Source organism: Marinobacterium rhizophilum (assembly GCF_024397915.1).
In the GTDB taxonomy this organism is placed as follows: Bacteria; Pseudomonadota; Gammaproteobacteria; order Pseudomonadales; family Balneatricaceae; genus Marinobacterium_A; species Marinobacterium_A rhizophilum_A.
The window spans coordinates 1866250-1887978 of the sequence record NZ_CP073347.1; the positions used below are offsets into that span (position 1 = coordinate 1866250).

The 21729-nt window shown below is 60.1% G+C and carries 21 protein-coding genes; 7 read left to right on the plus strand and 14 right to left on the minus strand.

The features are described from left to right. Window positions 1-33: 33 nt before the first annotated feature. Together KDW95_RS08355 and KDW95_RS08360 are read right to left on the minus strand one after the other, a co-directional pair. Window positions 34-654, minus strand: a complete 621-nt coding sequence (locus tag KDW95_RS08355) for a MotA/TolQ/ExbB proton channel family protein (RefSeq protein ID WP_255855821.1) — start codon at window positions 652-654, stop codon at window positions 34-36. A gap of 61 nt (window positions 655-715) precedes the next feature. Then, the gene (locus KDW95_RS08360; protein WP_255855822.1) at window positions 716-2950 is read right to left on the minus strand and encodes a DNA internalization-related competence protein ComEC/Rec2; all 2235 of its coding nucleotides are present in this window, start codon (window positions 2948-2950) and stop codon (window positions 716-718) included. A gap of 82 nt (window positions 2951-3032) precedes the next feature. Here KDW95_RS08360 and KDW95_RS08365 point away from each other — a divergent pair, with 82 nt between their 5' ends. After that, entirely contained in the window at window positions 3033-3557 is a 525-nt protein-coding gene (locus tag KDW95_RS08365; protein ID WP_255855823.1) for a DUF2062 domain-containing protein, read from the plus strand. A 109-nt stretch (window positions 3558-3666) separates the two neighbouring features. On the opposite strand, the gene KDW95_RS08370 is transcribed toward KDW95_RS08365, so the two are convergent. Together KDW95_RS08370 and KDW95_RS08375 are read right to left on the minus strand one after the other, a co-directional pair. Beyond that, window positions 3667-4347 (minus strand): ABC transporter ATP-binding protein, encoded by a 681-nt coding sequence (locus KDW95_RS08370; RefSeq protein ID WP_255855824.1) that lies wholly within the window; start codon window positions 4345-4347, stop codon window positions 3667-3669. Then, window positions 4340-5584 (minus strand): lipoprotein-releasing ABC transporter permease subunit, encoded by a 1245-nt coding sequence (locus KDW95_RS08375; RefSeq protein ID WP_255855825.1) that lies wholly within the window; start codon window positions 5582-5584, stop codon window positions 4340-4342. Before KDW95_RS08375 ends, KDW95_RS08370 begins: the two co-directional genes overlap by 8 nt. 99 nt (window positions 5585-5683) lie before the next feature. Here KDW95_RS08375 and KDW95_RS08380 point away from each other — a divergent pair, with 99 nt between their 5' ends. The 6 genes from KDW95_RS08380 (at window position 5684) to KDW95_RS08405 (ending at window position 10304) form a co-directional block, all read left to right on the plus strand. Further along, window positions 5684-6256, plus strand: a complete 573-nt coding sequence (locus KDW95_RS08380) for a PilZ domain-containing protein (protein ID WP_255855826.1) — start codon at window positions 5684-5686, stop codon at window positions 6254-6256. Next, the gene (locus KDW95_RS08385; RefSeq protein ID WP_255855827.1) at window positions 6249-7130 is read left to right on the plus strand and encodes a DNA replication terminus site-binding protein; all 882 of its coding nucleotides are present in this window, start codon (window positions 6249-6251) and stop codon (window positions 7128-7130) included. The genes KDW95_RS08380 and KDW95_RS08385 overlap by 8 nt, the downstream gene beginning before the upstream one ends. A gap of 17 nt (window positions 7131-7147) precedes the next feature. After that, window positions 7148-7438 carry a hypothetical protein gene (locus KDW95_RS08390; protein WP_255855828.1) on the plus strand — a complete coding sequence of 97 codons (291 nt, stop codon included), beginning with the start codon at window positions 7148-7150 and terminating at the stop codon, window positions 7436-7438. A gap of 94 nt (window positions 7439-7532) precedes the next feature. After that, on the plus strand, window positions 7533-9290 hold the full coding sequence (locus KDW95_RS08395; RefSeq protein WP_255855829.1) for a putative bifunctional diguanylate cyclase/phosphodiesterase: 1758 nt from the start codon (window positions 7533-7535) through the stop codon (window positions 9288-9290). A gap of 95 nt (window positions 9291-9385) precedes the next feature. Continuing rightward, window positions 9386-9619 (plus strand): VF530 family DNA-binding protein, encoded by a 234-nt coding sequence (locus tag KDW95_RS08400; protein WP_255855830.1) that lies wholly within the window; start codon window positions 9386-9388, stop codon window positions 9617-9619. A 40-nt stretch (window positions 9620-9659) separates the two neighbouring features. Then, entirely contained in the window at window positions 9660-10304 is a 645-nt protein-coding gene (locus tag KDW95_RS08405; RefSeq protein ID WP_255855831.1) for a 3'-5' exonuclease, read from the plus strand. Window positions 10305-10434: 130 nt separating this feature from the next. Here KDW95_RS08405 and sthA read toward each other — a convergent pair whose 3' ends face one another. The 10 genes from sthA to KDW95_RS08455 form a co-directional block, all read right to left on the minus strand. Next, window positions 10435-11835 carry a Si-specific NAD(P)(+) transhydrogenase gene (gene sthA, locus KDW95_RS08410; RefSeq protein ID WP_255855832.1) on the minus strand — a complete coding sequence of 467 codons (1401 nt, stop codon included), beginning with the start codon at window positions 11833-11835 and terminating at the stop codon, window positions 10435-10437. 235 nt (window positions 11836-12070) lie between these two features. Further along, window positions 12071-12304: a (Na+)-NQR maturation NqrM gene (nqrM, locus tag KDW95_RS08415; RefSeq protein ID WP_255855833.1), complete on the minus strand. Its 234-nt coding sequence runs from the start codon at window positions 12302-12304 to the stop codon at window positions 12071-12073. Window positions 12305-12444: 140 nt separating this feature from the next. Continuing rightward, the gene (locus KDW95_RS08420; RefSeq protein WP_255855834.1) at window positions 12445-13383 is read right to left on the minus strand and encodes an FAD:protein FMN transferase; all 939 of its coding nucleotides are present in this window, start codon (window positions 13381-13383) and stop codon (window positions 12445-12447) included. Window positions 13384-13500: 117 nt separating this feature from the next. Further along, window positions 13501-14727, minus strand: a complete 1227-nt coding sequence (gene nqrF / locus KDW95_RS08425) for an NADH:ubiquinone reductase (Na(+)-transporting) subunit F (RefSeq protein ID WP_255855835.1) — start codon at window positions 14725-14727, stop codon at window positions 13501-13503. A gap of 33 nt (window positions 14728-14760) precedes the next feature. Continuing rightward, on the minus strand, window positions 14761-15369 hold the full coding sequence (gene nqrE / locus KDW95_RS08430) for an NADH:ubiquinone reductase (Na(+)-transporting) subunit E (RefSeq protein ID WP_255855836.1): 609 nt from the start codon (window positions 15367-15369) through the stop codon (window positions 14761-14763). Between the two features lie 2 nt (window positions 15370-15371). Further along, window positions 15372-16037, minus strand: coding sequence for an NADH:ubiquinone reductase (Na(+)-transporting) subunit D (locus KDW95_RS08435; RefSeq protein ID WP_255855837.1), 666 nt, complete (start codon window positions 16035-16037; stop codon window positions 15372-15374). A gap of 3 nt (window positions 16038-16040) precedes the next feature. After that, the gene (locus tag KDW95_RS08440) at window positions 16041-16817 is read right to left on the minus strand and encodes a Na(+)-translocating NADH-quinone reductase subunit C (RefSeq protein ID WP_255855838.1); all 777 of its coding nucleotides are present in this window, start codon (window positions 16815-16817) and stop codon (window positions 16041-16043) included. Further along, window positions 16807-18015 (minus strand): NADH:ubiquinone reductase (Na(+)-transporting) subunit B, encoded by a 1209-nt coding sequence (locus tag KDW95_RS08445; RefSeq protein ID WP_255855839.1) that lies wholly within the window; start codon window positions 18013-18015, stop codon window positions 16807-16809. The genes KDW95_RS08440 and KDW95_RS08445 overlap by 11 nt, the downstream gene beginning before the upstream one ends. Window positions 18016-18019: 4 nt before the next feature. Next, window positions 18020-19360 (minus strand): Na(+)-translocating NADH-quinone reductase subunit A, encoded by a 1341-nt coding sequence (locus KDW95_RS08450; protein ID WP_255855840.1) that lies wholly within the window; start codon window positions 19358-19360, stop codon window positions 18020-18022. A gap of 813 nt (window positions 19361-20173) precedes the next feature. After that, on the minus strand, window positions 20174-21613 hold the full coding sequence (locus KDW95_RS08455) for a glyceraldehyde-3-phosphate dehydrogenase (RefSeq protein ID WP_255855841.1): 1440 nt from the start codon (window positions 21611-21613) through the stop codon (window positions 20174-20176). Between the last annotated feature and the right edge of the window lie 116 nt (window positions 21614-21729).

The window sequence follows — 21729 nt, forward strand, 5'->3', positions numbered from 1 at the left end:
CCCAGCGGGGAAACACCGAATGCGGCAGCCGTATCAGACATGGTCGATTTCGCGCTCGCCATGCACCACTTCCACCAGCTTGACCGCCTCCTGTTCCATTTCCTTGACCAGAGAGTCGACCTTGCGCTGAAAAAAGCGGTGAAAAATCAGTGTGGGAATCGCCACCGAGAGACCGGCGGCTGTAGTGATGAGGGCTTCCGAGATACCACCGGCCAACACCGAAGCATTGCCGGTACCCTGCACCATGATCTCGGTAAAGACCTTGATCATGCCAATTACAGTGCCCAGCAGGCCGAGCAGGGGCGTAACTGCGGCGATAGTGCCCAGGGGATTGAGAAAGCGCTCCAGCTCGTGGATGACCTGGCTGGCCGCCTCGAGAATGCTTTCCTTCATGACTTCACGGCCGTGCTTGGCGTTGTTCAGGCCGGCCACCATGATCCGCCCCAGCGGGCTCTGCTGCTTGATTTCACGCATCTGGGCGGGCGTGAGTGTCTTGCCCTGAATCTGGTCCCAGATATCACCCAGCAAGCCACCCGGCGCAATGCGCGACGTACGCAGCACCCACAGGCGCTCCAGACAAATCGCCAGTGCCAGCACCGAACACGCCACGATCGGGATCATCAGCCAGCCACCGGCCTTGAGAAGTTCAAACACCCTGCACCCTCCGCTCGAATGCTGGCTACTTTATCATAGCTCCCCTGCCAAAAGTAGGTCATTAACCCGCTGACCAATAACGCTTTTTCACCCCGCGCCAGGGCCTGGTCCGACAGCCCCCGGCACCGTCGGCAACCAGTTCAAGCGCACCTGAATCGGCGGTATTGAACAGCGCCGCGCCCTGTTTTTCAAAGCGCGCAACCACCTCCCTGGCCGGGTGGCCGTACTGGTTAAGAAAACCCGCACTGAAAAGCCCGAAGCGAGGCTGCAGCTGCGCCAGAAAGGCCTCCGAGGAAGAGCTGCGACTGCCATGGTGGGACGCCACCAGCCAGGTCACCGGCGCCAGAACGCCACGACGCACCAGCGCCTGCTCAACCCCGGCCTCTATATCCCCGGTCAGCAACAGGCGACAGCCAGCATCCTCGATCAGCAAGACGCAGGACTGGTCATTTTCACTCGCGCCCTGTCCCCCGTGAAGATAGCGAAAGTCCACTCCTGCCCAGCGCCAATGCTGCCCGGCGACACAGGGCTGATAACCCTCCTCGCGCTGCAGGCGCAGACTGCCGGACTCCCGGCGCCCCACCGACAGCGCCCGCAGTACCTGCGCCCGCCCGCCGGCATGATCGTTGTCCGCATGGCTAATCACAAAGCGATCCAGCGCCCCCTCGCCCTGGCGCTGCAGATAGGGCAACAGCGTGCGCTCAAACGCCGCGCCGCCATTGCGATAACCAGGCCCGGTGTCATACAGCAGGCGGTACTCACCCGCCTGCACCCAGACCGCCAGCCCCTGCCCCACATCGAACACCCAGGCGCGAAACCCCGGTTGCACCGGCGCAGGCCCGCCACCAAAGAGCGCCAGCGACCAGACCATGACGGCCAGCACCCGCACCCGCCACCCCAGGGGCAACACCATCGCCAGGGCGGCCAGCACAGCCGGCACCAGCAGTGCCGCGTGGGGCACCGGCAGGGGCCCGGCAAAGGGCGTATCCTGGGCCATCACCAGCTGCTCGACAAGGCCCAACCCCTGCCACAGCCACCCCAGCACCGCCGCATACAGGTCCGCAGGCAGGGCGAGACCCCACCAGAGGCCAAGCAGCACCGGCACCAGACCCAGCACCAGAAACGGCAACAGCGGGATGGCCACCAGGTTGACCAGCGGCGCCACCAGGGATATCTGGCCGAACCAGTTCAGTAACAGCGGCGTCATCAGGCAGAAGATAGCCAACTGCGCCCCCAGTAACCGCCGCCACAGGGGCTGGACTGCGCGCAATGACGCCAGCACCAGCAGTATCCCCACGGCACCGAACGACAGCCAGAGCCCCGGCGCATGGACTGCCAGCGGTTGCAGCGTCAGCACCACGGCAAGCGCCAGCCACCAGCGCTGCCACAGGCTCAGCTGCACCAGGCAGAATGCCGATAGCAGCAAGGCCGCGGCCATCACCCAGGCCCGCAGGGTGGCAATGCCGGCACCGGCCAGGAGGACATAGGCACCGCTGAGCAGCAGCGCCAGTGACACGGGCACCAAACGCAGCAACGGCGCACCCAGCCTGGACGCCGGCCAGAGCCACAGCAAGCCATGCCCCAGAAGCCACCCCAGTGCCACAACAATGGCGATATGCAGACCGCTGACCACCACCAGGTGCACGGTGCCGGTGCGACGCAGCCGCTCCCAGTCCGTACTCCCAAGACGCGACCCGTCACCGATCAGAAAGGCACGGGCCAGCGCCGCGACCCCAGGACCGGGCAAACCCTCGGACAACCGCCCGCCCAAATCGGCGCGCACCCTGTCCAGCGTCCAGCGCGCCGGGCGCACGGCATGCAACTGGCGCACATAGCCCACGGCATCTATGCCCCGCATCAGCGCCCAGAACTCGTAATCGAAGCCACCGGGATTCCACAGACCGTGGGGTGGCTTCAAGCGCGCACTGAGGGTAACCCGGTCACCGGGCTGTAACGCCGGAAGCAGGCCGTAATCACTCAGGCGCACAAGGCGTACGCGCGTACCCTCTGCGGACGTGACCCGCAGCTCGAAGCGCTGCACCTCGCCCCGCACCTCCGGCAGCCCGGTGACTTCGCCGCCAAGGCGATGTTCCGCACTGGCTTGTCGCACATCCAGCCGGTGCCACAACTGCCAGTGGCCATAGCTGACGGCCAGCAAAAAGCCGAGCCACAGGGGCGCGGTGCGGCGACGCCAGCGATTGCACAGCAACAGCGGACACAAAAGCAGCAACAGGTAACCCGCGGGCAGCTGCGGCAACAGGGCCGCCAGCACAATTCCCGCTATGTAGTAGATCATCCTTGATCCTGTCGGGTTGGCTTACGTTAGACCTGAATGCATAATAGAACCCCTCCGAGACTGCAATCAAAGTGCGACACCTATGCCTCGCAAGCTGATCAAGAAGTATATGCCCGACGAGCACCGGTTTCGCAGCCACCGAACCCTGAGCTGGCTCGGTGACCATCTCCACGACCCCAACCTGTTTCACCTGACCCGAAAATCCGTTTCCCGCGCAGCCATGGTGGGCATTTTCTGCGCCTTCCTGCCGATCCCCCTGCAGATGCTCGCGGCCGCCATCATTGCCGTGATTGCCCGCTCCAACTTGCCCATTTCCGTCAGCCTGGTCTGGCTTACCAATCCGCTGACCATGCCGCCGGTATTTTATTTCGCATACCTGGTCGGCTCCCAGATTCTGGGCGCCCCGGTAAAACCGGTGGTATTCGAATTTTCCCTGCACAGCCTGGGCGCCGAGATATCGGCGGTCTGGTGGCCCCTGCTGCTTGGCTCCGTGCTCTGCGGTCTGGTGTTTTCCCTGCTGGGCTATGCCGCGGTTCAGCTCTTCTGGATTCGCCATGTACACAACAGCTGGAAAAAGCGCCACCGGGAGCGCAAGAACCGCAAGTAGCCCTCAGCCTGCCGGCGACCGAAAGGCAGAACCGCACAGGCATAAAAAACGACAGCACGGGCTGTCGTTTTTTTATGCCGGGCAAGGCGCCCGCAGGAAGATCAGGCGATCAGGCGGGAAACAGGCTGCCATCGCGCAATTCAAGCTTGCGATCCATGCGCGAGGCCAGCTCCAGATCGTGGGTTACCACGATAAAGGACACACCGGTGCGCCGGTTGAGATCATCCATCAGGGCCTGGACGTCAGCCGCCGTGTTGCGATCCAGGTTGCCGGTCGGCTCGTCCATCAACACGCAGGCGGGCTCCGTGACCAGCGCTCTGGCGATGGCAACGCGCTGACGCTCACCGCCACTGAGCTGTGCCGGCCGATGACCCAGCCGCTTGCCCAGCCCCACCGCCTGCAGCACCCTCTCGGCCGCGGCTCTCGCCTGCGGCACTGCCGTGCCCCGAATCAGCAACGGCATGGCGGTGTTTTCCAGCGCGCTGAATTCAGGCAGCAAGTGGTGAAACTGATACACGAAGCCCAGCACCCGGTTGCGGATATCACAGCGCTGGCGCTCGGCCACCGCGTAGAGGTCCTCGCCACCCACCTCAACCGTGCCATCGCTCGGATGGTCCAGCCCGCCGAGGATATTCATCAGCGTGCTTTTGCCCGAGCCGGAGCTGCCGATGATCGCCACCCGTTCGCCACGCTCGATCTGCAGCTGCACGTTTTCAAGCACCTGCAACGAAGTGCCGCCTTCGCTGTACGCCTTGGCGATCCCCTGTGCATTCATTACCCAGTTACTCATAGCGCAAAGCCTCCGCAGGTTCGGTTCGGGACGCCCGCCAGGCCGGATACAGGGTCGCCAGAAAGCCGATGGTCAGGGCTGCGGAACAGATCAGTGTCACATCGTCCCACTGCAGCTGCGAGGGCAGGTAGCTGATGAAGTAGACATCGGCGGACAGAAACTGAATGCCCAGCACCCGCTCCATCCAGGCCACCAGGTCCGTGACCGTCAGCGCGAGCAATACACCCAGGCCCGTACCCAACAAGGTACCGATGGTGCCAATCAGGCAGCCCTGCACCATGAAAATACGCATGATGCGCCCGGAGGTTGCCCCCAGGGTGCGCAGAATGGCGATATCCGCCTTTTTGTCCGTCACCACCATCACCAGGGTTGAAACAATATTGAATGCCGCCACGAAGACGATCAAAAACAGCAGCAGGCCGATCATGCGTTTTTCCATCTGAATCGCCTGGAACAGGTTGCCGTGGGAACGGGTCCAGTCGCTGACCAGGTAGGGACCACTCAGGCCCGACGCAATCTGGCGCACCGCCGCCGGCGCATCGAACAGATCGTCAAAACGCAGCCGTATACCGTCCACACCATTGCCCTGGCGCGTGATGACTGCGGCATCCTCCAGACTGATGTACGCCAGGTTCGCGTCGAGCTCGGCCCCGACCTCAAACACGCCCACCACGGTGAATCGCTTCATGCGCGGCACAACACCTGCCACGCTGACCGAGGCTTCGGGCAGGACCAGGGTTACTTTATCGCCGGGCCCCACCCCAAGAGAGCGCGCCAGAATGGCACCCAGCACGATACCAAAGCGCTCATTGCCCAGCGCCGCCAGGCTCCCCGCGCGCATGTGCTCGCCGATGATGGACACCTGGTTCTCTCGTACCGGGTCAATGCCCGTGACCTGGACACCGTGCACGCTGCCACCCTGGGTAAGCATGCCCTGCGCCTGGATATAGGGTGCAGTGCCCAGCACACCGGGCTGCCGGGCGATGTCATCGGCCACCCGCTCCCAGGACTGCAATGGCTCGCCGTAGCCGGCGATGGTGGCATGGGGCACCATCCCGAGGATGCGCTGCTTGAGCTCCCGGTCAAAGCCGTTCATCACGGACAGCACGAGGATCAGCGCCGCAACACCGAGCATCAGCCCGAGCATCGAAACCAGGGAAATAAAGGAAATAAAATGATTGCTACGCTTGGCACCGGTATAACGCAGGCCAACGTAAAGAGAAAAGGGTCTGAACATGCGCGGGATTAAACCACAGTGAGGGGGGATTAACTCTAACAAAATCAGCGCAATGTTGTTATTCTCACGAGCAGAAAAAGAACATCGGGAGAGTATCCAATGGTCCAGGATCGGCGCCAGTTCTACCGCATCGAGCACCAGGTCGCAATCGAGTACAAACGGGTGTCCGAAGCCGAAGTCATGGCCAATGCTCGCCCCTACCAGTTCAACGTTCCTGCGCATTTCCTGCTGCTCAGCGAGCTTCAGGCGATGGATAGCGACACCGGCCACCTGCTGCGTAAAATCGGCGAAAAACAGCCCGAAGTCTCCGCCTACCTGAAGCTTCTGGACGACAAGGTGAACCGTATCGCCCGCAGCCTGGTGGCTGAAGAGCTTAAAGACACCGGTTCCCTGCGTATGCACAACATCAACCTGAGCGAAGGCGGCCTCTCCTTCGACTGCGAGGATGATCTGCCGCTCGGCCAGCACCTGGCTCTGAAGCTGATCTTTCCCCACAGCCTGCTGGGCCTGCTGCTATACGCCACCGTGCAACGCAACGAAGCCCTTGAGGGCGAGCACCTGATCGGTCTCGAGTTTATCAAGATGCCGGAAAGCTGCCGCACCCTGCTGGCCCGCTTCGTTCTGGAAGCCCAGGCACAGGAACGCCAGCGTCAGCTCAATGCCGATGCCTGATAGGCCCGCCCCCTGCAGCCAGCCGCTCGCCAGCGAGCTGCTGGAATCATTCGACAAACTGAATCTGAGCCTCATCGCATTCTGTACGCAGCTGCGCCAGAGCGATCGCGCGCTCTGGATACCCCGCCATGATAGTGAAAGCAACAGCAGCGAGCGGGACTTTGCCAGCAGCCTGATCGCCGACATCTGGTACAAGGACGGCCAGGACGGGCGCCGCACCCGCAGCCGGCACGGCCTGATCGGCGCCGACGACAGCCTGCTCGCCAGCGCCCAGACCCTGAACGCGCACAAAGCCGCCTTTCAGCAAGCCGCCAGCAGCCTGAACGCACATCATTTGCGCGAGCTACCCATACAGCTGGCTCACCGCAGCAGCCTGCTGGGCGAAATGCTCAGCCGGCAGGGCCTGGGCCGCATTCATCTCAAGCAGTGCTATCGCCAGATACCCATACTGGAGCGCACGCCGACTCGCATCGGGTTCAACTGGTATTGCAGCGGGCGCAGCATTCGGCGCCTGACAGCCGCCGATGCCATGGCAATGCTGCTCAAGCTCGACCAAAGCCAGCCCCATATACAGATTCAGCTGGCACGACTCTCTCCCCTAAGTGCCGATACGCCGCTGGCGCAGCTACAGACCCAGGTACCGGTGATGCGCGCCAACATCGCCTGGAAACAGGACGCCAGCTGGCTGCGCCAGGCACGCAACTGTCCGCTGCCGCTGCTATTTCCGCTGGCCGCCGGCGCAGCCTTGCCACAACACAACAGGCCGGAGCTCGAACCGCCCAGCGCTCGCCAGCGCGCCGAACGCTCGGATGCCCGCATCGACCCCGAACCCTTTATTCCCAGCTTGCGCATTCATTGCTACCAGCACCCATAACACCGACCAGGCCCGCCATGACACCCGCCAACAAAAAACTGCTACATCACATCGCCACCGCCCTGGGGCTCGTTTTTCTCGGCCTGTGGTACCTGCTGTTCAAACAGCTGGGGGCCCTTGACTGGGTCATCAGCCTGGTACCCAGCTCCCATGCCGGCGCCGGCCTGATGCTCGGCATTGCCATCGTCATGATCCCGGGATTCTTTATCTGGAAGCTCTACAACCGCTGGGTTGAACGCCGCCTGGACATTCGTGGCCGCTACTATGAAGACAGCTACTACCGGCCAGACCCGGACAAGGACGACTAGACGCAGCTGCCAAAAACCATCAGCTACACTGTAGAGCGTCACGCCGGCCAACAATGGAACTCACGCCAGCCCCACTGCTATACAACAGGATGTTATGAATACCAGGCAGCCCTCGTACGACAGAATACAGTCCCCCAGCTCCAAGCACGCCTGCGTTGCCAGCGAGCGCCACGCAGGCCCCGCGCCTCCCCGACTTCTGAGCTGGGTGCAGCGATACCAGGCACAGATCCACCTCGGCGCCATCCCCCTCCTGCTGCTGCTCACCGCCGCCGTCTATGGCCTTGTCTACGCCACCGGCGGCGTCAAATATGTCTACGCACACTCCATGTACCTGGTAATACTGCTGGCCGGCTTTATTTACGGCATGCCCGGCGGCGCCCTCACCGGGGCACTGGCAGCGCTGGCCCTCGGCCCCTTCATGCCCATCGATGTCAGCACCGGCGAGGCACAGCAAACCCTCAACTGGCTGTACCGCGGCGGCTTTTTTATCATGGCCGGCGCTTTCTGCGGCACCGCCAGAGACTGCGTGCAGCGCTACCTGAGCCACATCCAGTGGCTCAGGTACCACGACAGCAGCAGCACACTGGCGAACCGCCAGGCCTTGCTGACCCACCTGAATGCCGCCCCGGATCCGAGCCAGCACTCAGAGCAGGGCTATCTGGCCATGATATCGGTGGAGAACATGCTGGAAATGGAAACCGCATACGGACCCGAAGTCAGCGACGAAATCATTCTGCAACTGTCCAGGCGCCTGCAGAACATGGAGGCCGGCGATATCAGGACCTACAGAGTCAATGCCCATCAGCTAGCAGTCACCCTGACATCAGCATCGAACTGCGGCATTGAAAAGCGCCTGACCCAGCTGAGCGACGCTTTTAGCCGCCCCTTCCGCTTTGATACCCTGTCCATTCACGCTGATATCACCGCAGGATATACGACCCTTCCCGGCCCGAATGAAGACCCCGAAACCTGTCTGCGACAGGCTGAAACTGCACTGCGCCGAGCCGCTGAACGCTCGCAGCGCTGGGTGCGCTTTACGCCCGAGCTGGACGCCGCCAGCAACCAGGACACCCTCGAACTGCTGGCCGAACTGAAAACAGCCCTGGGCAGCAACCAGCTGACCCTGCACTACCAGCCAAAAATTTGCCTGCTGAGCGACGCCGTGCTCGGCGTTGAGGCGCTGATGCGCTGGCAGCATCCCGAACGCGGTTCCATCCCTCCCGGACGCTTCATCCCCCGCGCCGAGCACAGCACCCTGATCGACCAGCTCACCGCCTGGGCCATAGATACAGCCCTCGCGCAACTCGTGACCTGGCAAGCACAGGGCCTGACCCTGAGCGTGGCCGTGAATGTATCCACCCGCAACCTGCTGGACCCCAACTTTGTCGATAGCGTACTTAGCCTGCTGGACAAGCACCAGGTCGACGGCGCCCTGCTGGAACTGGAAATCACCGAAGGCGCCTTCATGCTCGATTTTGAACGCACCACGGCCGAACTGACACGCCTGGCCAACGCCAACATCACCCTCTCAATCGATGACTTCGGCACCGGCTATTCATCGCTGCAATACCTGGATGCGCTGCCGGTTTCCATGCTCAAGATCGACCAGTCCTTTATCAAATCACTGGCGCGCAACTCATCCTCCGCCCCGATCGTCAGGGCAGCGATCAACATGGCCCACGACCTGGGCATACAGGTCGTCGCCGAGGGCGTGGAAACCCGAACAGCCTTCGAACTGCTGCGCGAGCTAGGCTGCGATGTCGCCCAGGGCTACTTCATGGCCCGCCCCATGCCTGCCGCCCAGTTCAATGACTGGCACACGGATACCCAAGGCTACTTCCGCCCGGGCTGAACAGCGCCCAGGGGCAGCCGCAGCGGGCGCCAGGGTGGTACAATCCTCGCTCATTGCGCTCTGCCCCGTATTGCCACAAGGATCCCGCTACTGCCATGAACCATCCGCAACCTAACAACCCGCTGCACGGCATTACCCTCGAACAGGTTGTCACCCGACTGGTTGAACACTACGGCTGGGACGAACTGGGTGATCGCATCGACATTCGCTGCTTTACCCAGGACCCCTCTATCAAATCGAGCCTCAAGTTCCTGCGGCGCACCCCCTGGGCACGCAAAAAGGTCGAAGACCTGTATATTGCCGTACTCACGGACAGCCCGCGCAACTAGCCTGGCTGGATAGCCCTCCTCCGAACGACAGGTAACCCCGGTGAAACGCGAAGAACGTGAAGCCCCTGGCAAGGCTGATATTGCTCTATTGCCTCCCTTTAAAGGGCTCGAGCTTGCCCAAATCCGGGTGCCGCGCAGCCCTGAAGACTTTGCGGCAGCCACCCGGGATCTGCTGCAACAGCGCTATATCGGTTTCGATACGGAATCCAAACCCACCTTCGACAAGGGCGAGACCTCCCGCGGCCCCCACGTGGTGCAGCTGACAACCCTCAAGCACGCCTACATCTTCCAGCTCTGGCGCGAGCACTGCTGCGAGCAGCTGTGCCGCATTCTGCAGTCGGCGGACACCGTCAAGGTCGGCTTCGGGCTGCGCTCGGACCGCAGCCATATCCGTCGCCGACTCGGCATTACGCCCAACGCGCTGCTGGATCTGGATCAGGTATTCCGCCGCCAGGGGTACCGCCGGGAACTGGGCGTCAAGGCCGCCATCGCCGTACTGCTGCAGCAGAAATTTCAGAAATCGAAATCCGTCGCCATGTCCAACTGGGCTTTGCCGGAACTGAAAGAAAACCAGTTGCTCTACGCCGGCAACGATGCCTATGCGGCACGGCTGGTGCTGGATCTGCTGGATATCGATGATACAGCGCTGCCGATCAGCCATGCGCATGACAAAGCGCGCAACTGATGCGCGACAGGCAATAAGGGACAAGGGACAAGGGACAAGGGACAAGAAAAAACAGGCCAAAGAACCCAGATACAAGCAGGCCCCGGCACAGCATGGGCTGCAGCCGGGGCCTGCGATTAACGCAATGGCGTCAGATATTGCTGATCCGGTTCAGGCCGGAGATGGCCGCTACACGGTAGGCTTCCGCCATGGTCGGGTAATTGAAGGTGGTATTGATAAAGTACTTCAGGGTGTTGGCCTCGCCCTTCTGCGCCATGATCGCCTGGCCGATATGGACGATTTCCGATGCATGGTCACCAAAGCAGTGAATCCCGAGAATCTCCAGCGTATCGCGGTTGAACAGCAGCTTGAGCATGCCCACCGTCTGACCGGATATCTGCGCCCGGGCCGTATCCTTGAAGAACGCCTGACCCACTTCATAGGGCACGCACTCGGCCGTCAGCTCTTCCTCGGTCTTGCCCAGGGAGCTGATTTCCGGCAGCGTATAGATGCCGGTCGGCACTTCGTTGATGTAGCGGAAATCTTCGCAGCTGAGCAAATCCCCCGCCGCCGCACGCCCCTGATCCAGCGCGGCTGAAGCCAGGCTCGGCCAGCCCACCACATCACCCGCGGCGTAAATGCCTTCGCAGCCGGTGCGGTAGTGATCATCCACCTCCAGCTGGCCACGACCGTTCGCCACCAGGCCAATCTTGTCCAGCCCCAGCCCATCGGTATTGCCGGTGCGGCCGTTGCACCACAGGAAGGCATCGGAATGAATGCGCTTGCCGGACTTGAGCGTCATGATCACGCCGCCCTGATCCGCCACCACGGATTCGTACTCTTCGTTATGGCGAATCTTTACGGCGTTGTTGCGCAGGTGATAGCTCAGCGCATCGGAAATCTCGCCATCCAGGAAAGACAGCAGGCGGTCACGCTGATCAATCAGGTCAACCTTGACACCAAGACCGGCGAAGATGGAGGCGTATTCACAACCGATAACCCCGGCACCGTAAATCACCATGGTACGCGGTGTATGGCTGAGCTTGAGGATGGTATCGGAGTTATAGATACGCGGGTGGTCAAAGTCGATATCCGGCGGGCAGTACGGACGCGACCCCGTGGCGATCACGACATTGCGCGCGCGCAGCGTTTCATCACCGTTAGCGGTACCGCGCACGATCAGGGTGTTCTTGTCGGCAAACTCGGCGCGACCAAAGAACACGTCAACACGGTTGCGGGCGTAAAAGTTGGTACGCAGCATCACCTGGTTGGCAATCACCTTTTCGGCACGGTTCAGCACGATGGGAAACGAAAACCAGCGCGGCTCGCCGATATCGCGGAACATGGGGTTGGTATTGAATTCGATGATCTGCTTCACGGAATGACGCAGCGCTTTGGAAGGAATTGTCCCCTTGTGGGTACAGTTGCCACCCACCAGGTCCTGCTCTTCTATCACCGCCACGCGGCGTCCCTTCTTGACCGAATTCATGGCCGCGCCTTCACCCGCAGGCCCGGACCCGATCACAATGACGTCATAGTCATACACTGCCATTCGCTTCCCCTTCGTATATTGAAATAACATCACTGTGGGCGCTTAAAGTCCCTGACTGAGCAGCCTGCCGGGCTTGACCGATCGTAGCGGGGATAAGTTCGTTCTGGGGCAGTTTTTGAGCTCTTTTGAGGCGAGTAGTGATTCAACTCAATAAGAAAGAGCGCAAAAAATGACCACTCCTTTTGCAAGGGAAACGGCTTTTCCGCAGCAGATCAGCGCTAAATCCGACTGGCTGCTACGCCTTAACCTCGTACGCCATGGCCGCCAGTGTCTTGGCACGGTCGGTCTTTTGCTGTTCCTCATCGCACTTGTTCGGGTTACCGCCGCAGATGTCGCACACGGTCTCCACGCCCATGGCACCCATGCCGCCACAGGAACCGGCGATGGGCTTGCGCCCCAGCAGCACACCCACGGACATGGCCAGAATCACGGTGCCGAGCACCACAAAGGTCAAAATCATTGTATCCATCAGAACACCTCAGTTACTTGGGTATTACAGGGTCAAAATTGCGCTGCCGAGCACCTCAACCACTCAGGTACTGCTCGTACTACAGCGTCATGCGCACAGGCGCACAGGCGCTGGCATGGTCAATTGCGCTACCGAGCACCTCAGTTGCTCAGGTATTGCTCGAATTGCGGCGTCATGCGCTCCACAAAGCCCGCCTCCGACTTGATGATAAAGAAGGCGGCTATCTGGTTGTCAACTGCATACTGGTAGCCGCGTTCATCGCCCATGACTGTCAGGGCCGTGGCCAGACCATCCGCCTCGGCACAGGTGGGACTCAGCACCGTCACCGACGCCAGCTGGTGCCTGATCGGCCTTCCTGTGAGCGGGTCCAGGGTATGGGAAAAACGCACCCCGCCTTCCTGGAAATAATTACGGTAATCACCGGAAGTCGCAACACCCGTCTCATGCAGCGTGATCACGCGCTGCACCTCGCGCCCGGTATCCACCGGGCTTTCGATGGCAATACGCCAGCCATTACCGTCGGGCTTGAGACCACGGGCGCGCAGCTCTCCACCGATTTCCACCAGGTAGCTTTCGATACCCTCGTGCTCCATCACCCGCGCCAGCTCGTCAACGCCGTACCCCTTGGCGATCGCCGACAGGTCGACGTACAGATCCACCTCCTTGGTGACCCGCAGGGTCTGTGCTTCCAGCTGCAGACGCTGGTAGCCCACCCGCTGGCGTGCCGCATCGATCTGCGCCTGCTCCGGCGCGTGCGTTACGCGGCCATCAGGCCCGAAGCCCCAAAGATTAACCAGAGGCCCCACGGTAACATCAAAAGCCCCCTGGGTGCTTTCACTGATGCTTTGCGCCAGCTGCAGCACTTCAAACAGGCCCGCCGACACTTCGGTGCCAAAACCGGCACCGGCCTGGTTAAAACGGGACAGTTCCGAGTCTTCGATATAGGTGGACATCGCCTGATTCACCGCCAGCAGGGATTGCTCCAGCCGCGGACCGATGTGCGCAACGCTGTCAGGCTCCGACGACACCCATTTTACCGTGTAGGTCGTGCCCATGGTCGCGCCAGAGACACTCAGCACCTGGCTTTCGGGTTCGCGGCTGCAACCCGCTAAAACAAGCTGCCACACAAACAAAATGGCCAGCAGGGAAGCTGCTGGCCATTTTGTTGTCAGCTTCGGCACAGAAGCGACCATCCATCAACCACCGAAGTCGTCGAGATAGATGTTTTCACGCTCCACACCCAGATCCACCAGCATCTGGATAACCGCCGCGTTCATCATCGGCGGCCCGCACATGTAGTACTCGCAATCTTCCGGCGCTTCGTGATCGCGCAGGTAGTTTTCATACAACACGTTATGGATAAAGCCGGTGTAGCCATCCCAGTTGTCTTCAGGCTGGGGATCCGACAGCGCCAGATGCCAGTTGAAGTTCTCGTTCTCCGCGGCCAGCTGATCGTATTCTTCGCCGTAGAAGGCTTCACGCATGGAGCGCGCGCCGTACCAGAAGCTGATCTTGCGCTTGGAGTTCAAACGCTTGAGCTGGTCGAAGATGTGCGAGCGCATCGGCGCCATGCCGGCACCACCACCGATAAACACCATCTCGTTGTCGGTTTCCTGGGCGAAGAACTCACCGAAGGGACCGTAGACATCGATCTTGTCACCGGGCTTGAGGCCGAAGACATAGGACGACATCTTGCCCGGCGGGAAGCTGGTACCCGGCGGCGGCGAGGCGATGCGGATATTGAACTTCACAATACCCACTTCTTCCGGATAGTTGGCCATGGAGTAGGCACGGATAACCGGCTCGTCAACCTTGGAGACATACTGCCAGACATTGAACTTGTCCCAGTCTGCGCGGTATTCCTCTTCGATATCGAAGTCCTTGTAGTGCACTTCGTGGGCCGGAGCCTCGAGCTGCACATAACCACCGGCGCGGAAGTCGACGTTTTCACCTTCAGGCAGACGCAGCGTCAGCTCCTTGATGAAAGTGGCGACGTTGGGGTTGGACTCGACGGTGCACTCCCACTTTTTCACGCCGAAGACATCGTCTTCGAGTTCGATCTTCAGGTCCTGCTTGACGGCAACCTGGCACGACAGACGCCAGCCCTGCTTGCCTTCACGCAGGGTGAAGTGTGACTCTTCGGTCGGCAGCATGGAGCCACCGCCCTCTTCCACGATACATTTGCACTGGGCACAGGTACCGCCGCCGCCACAGGCGGAGGGAACGAAGATGCCAGCGCCAGCCAGGGTCGACAACAGCTTGTCGCCGGCCGGGACCGTTATGGTTTTTTCCGGGTCGCCATTAATCTCGATATTGACGTTACCGGAGCTTACGAGCTTTGAACGGGCTGCCAGGATAACCGCGACCAGTGCCAACACCACCGCGGTAAACATGACAACGCCGAGTACGATTTCAGCATTCATTGGCTTGATCCACCCTTGTGTTCATCATGTTCCTTACAGCTGCACGCCGGAGAAGGACATGAAACCCAGAGACATCAGACCCACAGTAATGAAGGTGATGCCCAGGCCACGCAGTCCAGCCGGCACGTCGCTGTACTTCAGCTTTTCGCGAATACCCGCCAGCGCCGTGATGGCCAGAGCCCAGCCCGTACCGGCACCCACTCCGTAGACCACGCTTTCGCTGAAGTTGTAGTCACGCTCTACCATGAAGAGTGCAGCACCCATGATGGCGCAGTTCACGGTAATCAGCGGCAAGAACACACCCAGGGCGTTGTAAAGCACCGGTACGAACTTGTCGAGGAACATCTCGAGGATCTGCACGATCGCCGCGATAACGCCGATGTACGAGATATAGCCGAGGAAGCTCAGGTCCACGTCGGGATAACCGGCCCAGGCCAGTGCACCTTCACGCAGCAGATGGTTGAAGATCAGGTTATTGATCGGCGTGGTGATGGCCAGTACCACGATAACCGCGATACCCAGGCCAATCGCCGTCTGCACCTTCTTCGAAATCGCGAGGAAGGTACACATCCCCAGGAAGAAGGCGAGCGCCATGTTTTCAACGAAAACGGCCTTAACGAAAAGGCTAATCAGCTGTTCCATGATTACACCGCCTCCTGCTTGCTATTGGGGGCCAGCACGTATTCCGGCGCCTCGACCTGGTCTTTCTTCCAGGAGCGCACGATCCAGATAAATATGCCGATAATGAAAAACGCGCTTGGCGGCAGCAGCAGCAGGCCATTGGCCTGGTACCAGCCACCGTTGTTGACCAGCGGCAGAATTTCGACACCGAACAGGGAACCCGCACCCAGCAGCTCACGGATGGTACCGACAAACATCAGCACCACGCCGTAGCCCAGGCCATTGCCGATACCGTCCAGGAAGGCGATTCCCGGGGTATTTTTCATGGCGAAGGCTTCGGCGCGCCCCATGACGATACAGTTGGTGATGATCAGGCCGACGAACACCGACAGCTGCTTGGACACATCATAGGCATAGGCCTTGAGGAACTGATCCACCACGATAACCAGCGACGCAATGATCGTCATCTGGCAGATGATGCGGATGTTGCTCGGGATGTGGTTGCGAATCAACGAGACGAAAAAGTTCGCGAACGCCGTCACCGCGATAACCGCCAGGCTCATGACCAGGGCAGTATTGAGGTTGGACGTGACCGCCAGCGCAGAACAGATCCCCAGGATCTGCAGGCCGATCGGGTTGTTGGCAAAAATCGGTTTCGTCAGGACGTCTTTAGCGGAAACTGAAGCCATGATTTACACCCCTCCTGCACGCAGGTTGGCCAGAAACGGCGCGTAGCCATTCTCGCCGAGCCAGAATTTAACCAGATTGCTCACGCCATTGCTGGTCAGAGTCGCGCCGGACAGGCCATCAATCTGATGCACCGCATCCGGTGAAGACGGATTCACATTGCCCTTGATCAGCTGCAATACGGGCTCCATCGTCCCCTCTTCGTAAACCTTCTTGCCAGGCCAGAGCGCTTTCCAGGCCGGGTTGTCCACTTCGCCACCCAGACCCGGTGTTTCGGCATGGGAATAGAAGCCCAGGCCCACCACGGTATTCAGGTCGCCTTCCAGCGCCAGGAATCCGTACAGGGTCGACCAGAGGCCATAGCCGTGCACCGGCAGAATAATGCGCTCGATCTGATCACCGTCTTCTACCAGGTAGACCGGCATATAGCGGGCCTGACGCTTGATGGAGGCGATATCGTCCTGGCGGTCCAGCTTGACCGAACGGGCCGGGTCCTTCGCCGCCTTCATGGCATCGTAGGTCGCCGGATCCACCGCATCGGTAAAGGTGCCGGTTTCCAGGTCGACGACCTTGGTGGTGATCTGTGCGAACAGCTCATCCACGGACTTGCCGGGTTCGCTGATGCCCGCTGCCGACAGGATATTGGACTTGCGGTCCAGTTCCTTGTTGGAGACCTGCTGTGGCTTGAGCAGTACCGCTGCGGCGGATACCACCACCGAGCAGACCACACACAGCAATACCGTCACGGTAATCGTTTTACTGATGGAATCTTTAGCCGCCATGGCGCTTCATCCTCCGCTTGATGTTCGCCTGCACCACAAAGCTGTCGATCAGCGGTGCAAAGAGGTTACCGAACAGGATTGCCAGCATCATGCCTTCCGGGAAGGCCGGATTGACGACGCGAATCAGCACTACCATCAGGCCAATCAGGGCACCGAAGTACCACTTGCCGGTATTGGTCATGGATGCCGATACCGGGTCCGTGGCCATAAAGAACAGACCGAAGGCATAACCGCCGAGTACCATGTGCCAGTAGAAGGGCAGGCTGAACATCGGATTGGTATCCGAGCCGATCAGGTTCAGCAGCACCGTGGTCACCACAGTACCGGCCAGGACGCCGGCAACGATACGCCAGGCCGCGACGCGGGTGTACAGCAGCACCAGACCGCCAATGGCGATACAGAGCGTGGACACTTCACCTACAGAACCCTGGATATTGCCGACGAAGGCATCAAACCAGGTAATGTTCTGCGCCAGAATGGCATCCACACCGCCCATCGCGGCCAGACCCAGCGGCGTGGCGCCGGAGAAGCCATCAACCGCCGTCCAGATCGCATCACCTGACATCTGCGCAGGATAGGCGAAGAACAGGAAGGCACGACCGGTCAGGGCCGGGTTCAGGAAGTTCTTGCCGGTACCACCGAACACTTCCTTGCCGATCACCACACCGAAGCTGATGCCCAGCGCAACCTGCCACAGGGGGATGGACGGCGGCAGAATCAGCGCGAACAGGATGGAGGTAACAAAGAAGCCTTCGTTGACTTCATGGCCACGCTTCATCGCGAACAGCACTTCCCAGAAACCGCCGACAACGAAGGTCACCGCGTAGACGGGAAGCCAGTAGGCGGCACCGTGAATGATGTTGTCCCACAGACTGTCCGGGTTGAACGACGTCAGGGCGCCGGCAATGCCACCCTGCCAGCTGGTCGCTTCGGTCAGGCCGAGGTTCGCCATGGCGGTGTTGGCCTGGAAGCCGACGTTATACAGACCGAAAAACACGGCCGGGAAAGTACAGAGCCACACCAGGATCATCATGCGCTTGAGGTCAACGCCATCACGCACGTGGGCGGCGCTCTTCGTCACCTGTCCCGGGGTGTAGAAAATGGTATCCACGGCTTCGTAAAGCGCGTACCAGTTTTCGTATTTGCCGCCTTTATGGAAATGCGGCTCCATTTTGTCAAGAACGTTTCTCAGGCTCATTGGATCAGGCCTCCTTCTCGATACGCAGCAGGTTGTCGCGCAGGATGGGGCCGTACTCGTACTTGCCCGTGCAGGCGAAGGTAAAGAGTGCGAGGTCTTCCTCGTCCAGCTCCAGACAGCCCAGCTGCATCGCGGTCACGATGTCGCCGGTAATCAGGGCACGCAGCAGCTGTGTCGGCAGGATATCCAGCGGCATCAGTGTTTCGAACTGCCCGACCGGTACCATGGCGCGCTCGGAACCGTTGGTGCTGGTGGTGAAAGCAAATTTCTTGCCTGCGGACAGCACGGACGCGAACATGTTCAGCACCGAGAATTTCTCGGTACCGGCGGCGATCCAGCCCATGAACTCACGCTTGCTGCCTTCTTCCAGCACGCTCACCTGGGTGGCGTAACGACCGAGGTAGGCCATGGGGCCTGTGGCATTGCGGCCATTCCAGACGGAACCGCTGATCACGCGGTTGTTGCCTGGCTTCAGGCGATTGGCGCACAGTTCTGCCAGGTTGGCGCCCAGGCGGGTGCGCAACAGTGTCGGCTTGTCGACCTGCGGGCCGCCCAGGGCGATCACACGCTCGGTCGACAGGCGACCTTCGGTGAACAGCTTGCCCATGGCGATAACGTCCTGGTAACCCACGGACCAGACGGTCTTGGTACGGGATACCGGATCGAGGAAATGGATATGAGTACTGGCGTTGCCCGCCGGATGCACACCGGAAAACTCGGCCAGCTGCACGCCTTCAACCGTATTGACCTTGGCACCGGCAGCCTTGCACAGGTAAACCTTGGTCTTGCTCAGTACGGTCAGCAGTTTCAGGCCGTTGGCAAAGGCATCGGCCTGCTCGGCAATCACGACCTGAGGATCGGCCGCCAGCGGGTTGGTATCGATCGCGGTTACGAAGATCGAATGCGGCTCGCTGCCAGGCGCAGGCACCTTGCTAAACGGACGGGTGCGAAACGCAGTCCAGAGCCCGGACTTAACCAGGTTCTCTTCAACCTTGGCGCGGTCAAGGCCCGCCAGCTGGTCCGCACTGTACTTGGCAAATTCGATAGCGTCTTCGTTGTCATCCAGTTCGATAACAACGGACTGCAGTACCCGGCGTTCGCCACGGTTGATTTCCTTGACGACACCCGCGCCAGGAGCCGTGAAGTCGACGCCTTCTGTTTTCTTGTCGGAAAAGATCACTTGACCGAGTTTTACCCGGTCCCCCACCTTGACGGCCATCGTGGGCTTCATGCCCACATAATCCGGACCTATCACGGCGACGGAGCGCACCGTCGGAGCTGCGCTGATTAGCTGCTCCGGTGCCCCCGCAATCGGTAGATCCAGACCCTTATTGATCTTGATCATACGCCTCACCCAATCACGTTAACTGTATTTCAGGACTCCGCCCTTGAGCATCAGTCATCCGGCAAACGCTACTAGCGCAGCAATCAGGATGCTGTTTAGTTTTTGTCCCAAGGAAAGATTTGCCCCGCCAAAAAATCCGCAACAGTATAACTGAGCGCAGCCTGTCTTTTCTACAAACTACCTTTGCAATCAGGCCCTTTGCTTCATTTAAGTTCGATAATTTTCAACACTGCAACGTAGAACGCATAAAAAAGCACCACGGGAAGAACAAAGCACCGCTACAGGACCCCGCACCAGAAATCACAACCAGGCACAACCCGACCTTGGTCGCAAAGACGCAATGCAAAATTGCGCCACATCAGACACACACCAAACGGCGCTGGCGCAACCAGGCCACAAAGCGCCCACCCGTGACCACACGGCACACCCCTCTCTTTGCTTCATTTAAGTTCGATAATTTTCAACACTGCAACGTAGAACGCATAAAAAAGCACCACGGGAAGAACAAAGCACCGCTACAGGACCCCGCACCAGAAATCACAACCAGGCACAACCCGACCTTGGTCGCAAAGACGCAATGCAAAATTGCGCCACATCAGACACACACCAAACGGCGCTGGCGCAACCAGGCCACAAAGCGCCCACCCGTGACCACACGGCACACCCCTCTCTTTGCACTGAGCGATGCGGGGCCTGATTGACTGCACCAATGCCAGCATCCCAAAACGCAACCGGCGGCGCCAAAGGCGCCGCCGGTCAGGCCTGCAATCCAGCCAGGACATCAGCACAGGGCCGACATCCCGTGATAATTGATCAAATGGACTTGGGCGGGAATGCCGGCAGGGTGCAGTGCGCCATCGCCTGCATCATGCGGAACACCTGGCAGCTGTAACCGAACTCGTTGTCGTACCAGACATAGAGAACGCAACGCTTGCCATCGACGATGGTGGCCAGACCATCCACCACACCAGCGGCACGGGAACCAACGAAGTCCGTCGACACTGCTTCCGGCGAAGTGCTGAAGTCGATCTGCTTTTGCAGCTCGGAGAACAGCGCAGCGTCACGCAGGTAGGCGTTCAACTCTTCCTTGCTGGTTTCCTTTTCCAGGTTCAGGTTCAGGATGGCCATGGAGACATTGGGCGTCGGCACGCGAATGGCGTTGCCGGTGAGCTTGCCTTCGAGCTGCGGCAGCGCCTTGGAAACTGCCTTGGCAGCACCGGTCTCGGAAATCACCATATTCAGACCCGCGGCCCGTCCGCGACGATCACCCTTGTGGTAATTGTCGATCAGGTTCTGGTCATTGGTGTAGGAATGCACGGTTTCAACGTGACCGTTGAGCACGCCGAACTGCTCGTCGATCTTCTTCAGCACTGGCACGATGGCGTTGGTGGTGCAGGAGGCGGCCGAAAGGATGCGGTCCTCATCAACGATATCGCCGTGGTTCACGCCCATGACGATGTTCTTGATACCCTTGCCCGGCGCCGTCAGCAGCACACGGGACACACCGGTAGCACGCAGGTGCAGGCTCAGGCCATCCGCATCGCGCCATTTGCCGGTATTGTCGATCAGCAGTGCATTGCTGATGCCGTAGTCGGTGTAATCGATAGTGTCAGGCGCATCGGCAAAGATCACCTTGATCATGTTGCCGTTGGCAATCAGGGCCTGGTTTTCTTCGTCCACCTGGATGGTGCCCTTGAAGGAACCATGAACGGAATCACGACGCAGCAGACTGGCGCGTTTTTCCAGGTCATTTTCGGCATTGCCGCGACGCACGACGATGGCACGCAGGCGCAGTGACTGGCCACCACCGGTCCGCTCGATCAGCAGGCGCGCCAGCAGGCGGCCAATACGACCAAAGCCGTACAGCACCACGTCGGTGGGTTCGCGCTCGGGGGCGCCGATGACGCTGTCGAGTTCTTTCTTCAGGAAGGCTTCGATGTCGCCGTTGCCTTCATGCCGGAACTTGATCACGAGCTTGCCGACGTCTACGTGGGCATTGGCAACGCCCAGCTTGTCGACCGCTTCCAGTACCGGATAGGTATCGTGAACGCTGAGTTCTTCCTGATCCTGCATCATCTGGCGCGCAAAACGGTGCGCCTTGAGGATGTCAGTCACCGAACGCTTGTGTACAAGACGCCCGAATACCGAGGTTTCAACATTCCGATCGCGGTAGAGACGGCCGATTAACGGCACCATGGCCTCTGCCAGCGCTTCTCGCGCTTTCCAGTCTGCGAATACTAGTTCTTGGCTCACAGGTAACTCCAAATAACGTCAGGGCTGAAATTGGCTGCGGCCGCATTATCCCTTTTTCCTTCAAGCGGGGCAAACTTGCCGGCCTGCTACTTTCGCACTGCAACATTGGAAGCTGG

What these genes read in the sequence shown, in the direction of transcription:
- nqrM (WP_255855833.1), bottom strand. Translation starts at nt 12,304, where the DNA reads ATGGATACAATGATTTTGACCTTTGTGGTGCTCGGCACCGTGATTCTG.
- KDW95_RS08390 (WP_255855828.1), top strand. Translation starts at nt 7,148, where the DNA reads ATGACACCCGCCAACAAAAAACTGCTACATCACATCGCCACCGCCCTG.
- sthA (WP_255855832.1), bottom strand. Translation starts at nt 11,835, where the DNA reads ATGGCAGTGTATGACTATGACGTCATTGTGATCGGGTCCGGGCCTGCG.
- KDW95_RS08440 (WP_255855838.1), bottom strand. Translation starts at nt 16,817, where the DNA reads ATGGCGGCTAAAGATTCCATCAGTAAAACGATTACCGTGACGGTATTG.
- KDW95_RS08360 (WP_255855822.1), bottom strand. Translation starts at nt 2,950, where the DNA reads ATGATCTACTACATAGCGGGAATTGTGCTGGCGGCCCTGTTGCCGCAG.
- KDW95_RS08395 (WP_255855829.1), top strand. Translation starts at nt 7,533, where the DNA reads ATGAATACCAGGCAGCCCTCGTACGACAGAATACAGTCCCCCAGCTCC.
- nqrF (WP_255855835.1), bottom strand. Translation starts at nt 14,727, where the DNA reads ATGAATGCTGAAATCGTACTCGGCGTTGTCATGTTTACCGCGGTGGTG.
- KDW95_RS08380 (WP_255855826.1), top strand. Translation starts at nt 5,684, where the DNA reads ATGGTCCAGGATCGGCGCCAGTTCTACCGCATCGAGCACCAGGTCGCA.
- nqrE (WP_255855836.1), bottom strand. Translation starts at nt 15,369, where the DNA reads ATGGAACAGCTGATTAGCCTTTTCGTTAAGGCCGTTTTCGTTGAAAAC.
- KDW95_RS08435 (WP_255855837.1), bottom strand. Translation starts at nt 16,037, where the DNA reads ATGGCTTCAGTTTCCGCTAAAGACGTCCTGACGAAACCGATTTTTGCC.
- KDW95_RS08365 (WP_255855823.1), top strand. Translation starts at nt 3,033, where the DNA reads ATGCCTCGCAAGCTGATCAAGAAGTATATGCCCGACGAGCACCGGTTT.
- KDW95_RS08450 (WP_255855840.1), bottom strand. Translation starts at nt 19,360, where the DNA reads ATGATCAAGATCAATAAGGGTCTGGATCTACCGATTGCGGGGGCACCG.
- KDW95_RS08400 (WP_255855830.1), top strand. Translation starts at nt 9,386, where the DNA reads ATGAACCATCCGCAACCTAACAACCCGCTGCACGGCATTACCCTCGAA.
- KDW95_RS08375 (WP_255855825.1), bottom strand. Translation starts at nt 5,584, where the DNA reads ATGTTCAGACCCTTTTCTCTTTACGTTGGCCTGCGTTATACCGGTGCC.
- KDW95_RS08445 (WP_255855839.1), bottom strand. Translation starts at nt 18,015, where the DNA reads ATGAGCCTGAGAAACGTTCTTGACAAAATGGAGCCGCATTTCCATAAA.
- KDW95_RS08385 (WP_255855827.1), top strand. Translation starts at nt 6,249, where the DNA reads ATGCCTGATAGGCCCGCCCCCTGCAGCCAGCCGCTCGCCAGCGAGCTG.
- KDW95_RS08370 (WP_255855824.1), bottom strand. Translation starts at nt 4,347, where the DNA reads ATGAGTAACTGGGTAATGAATGCACAGGGGATCGCCAAGGCGTACAGC.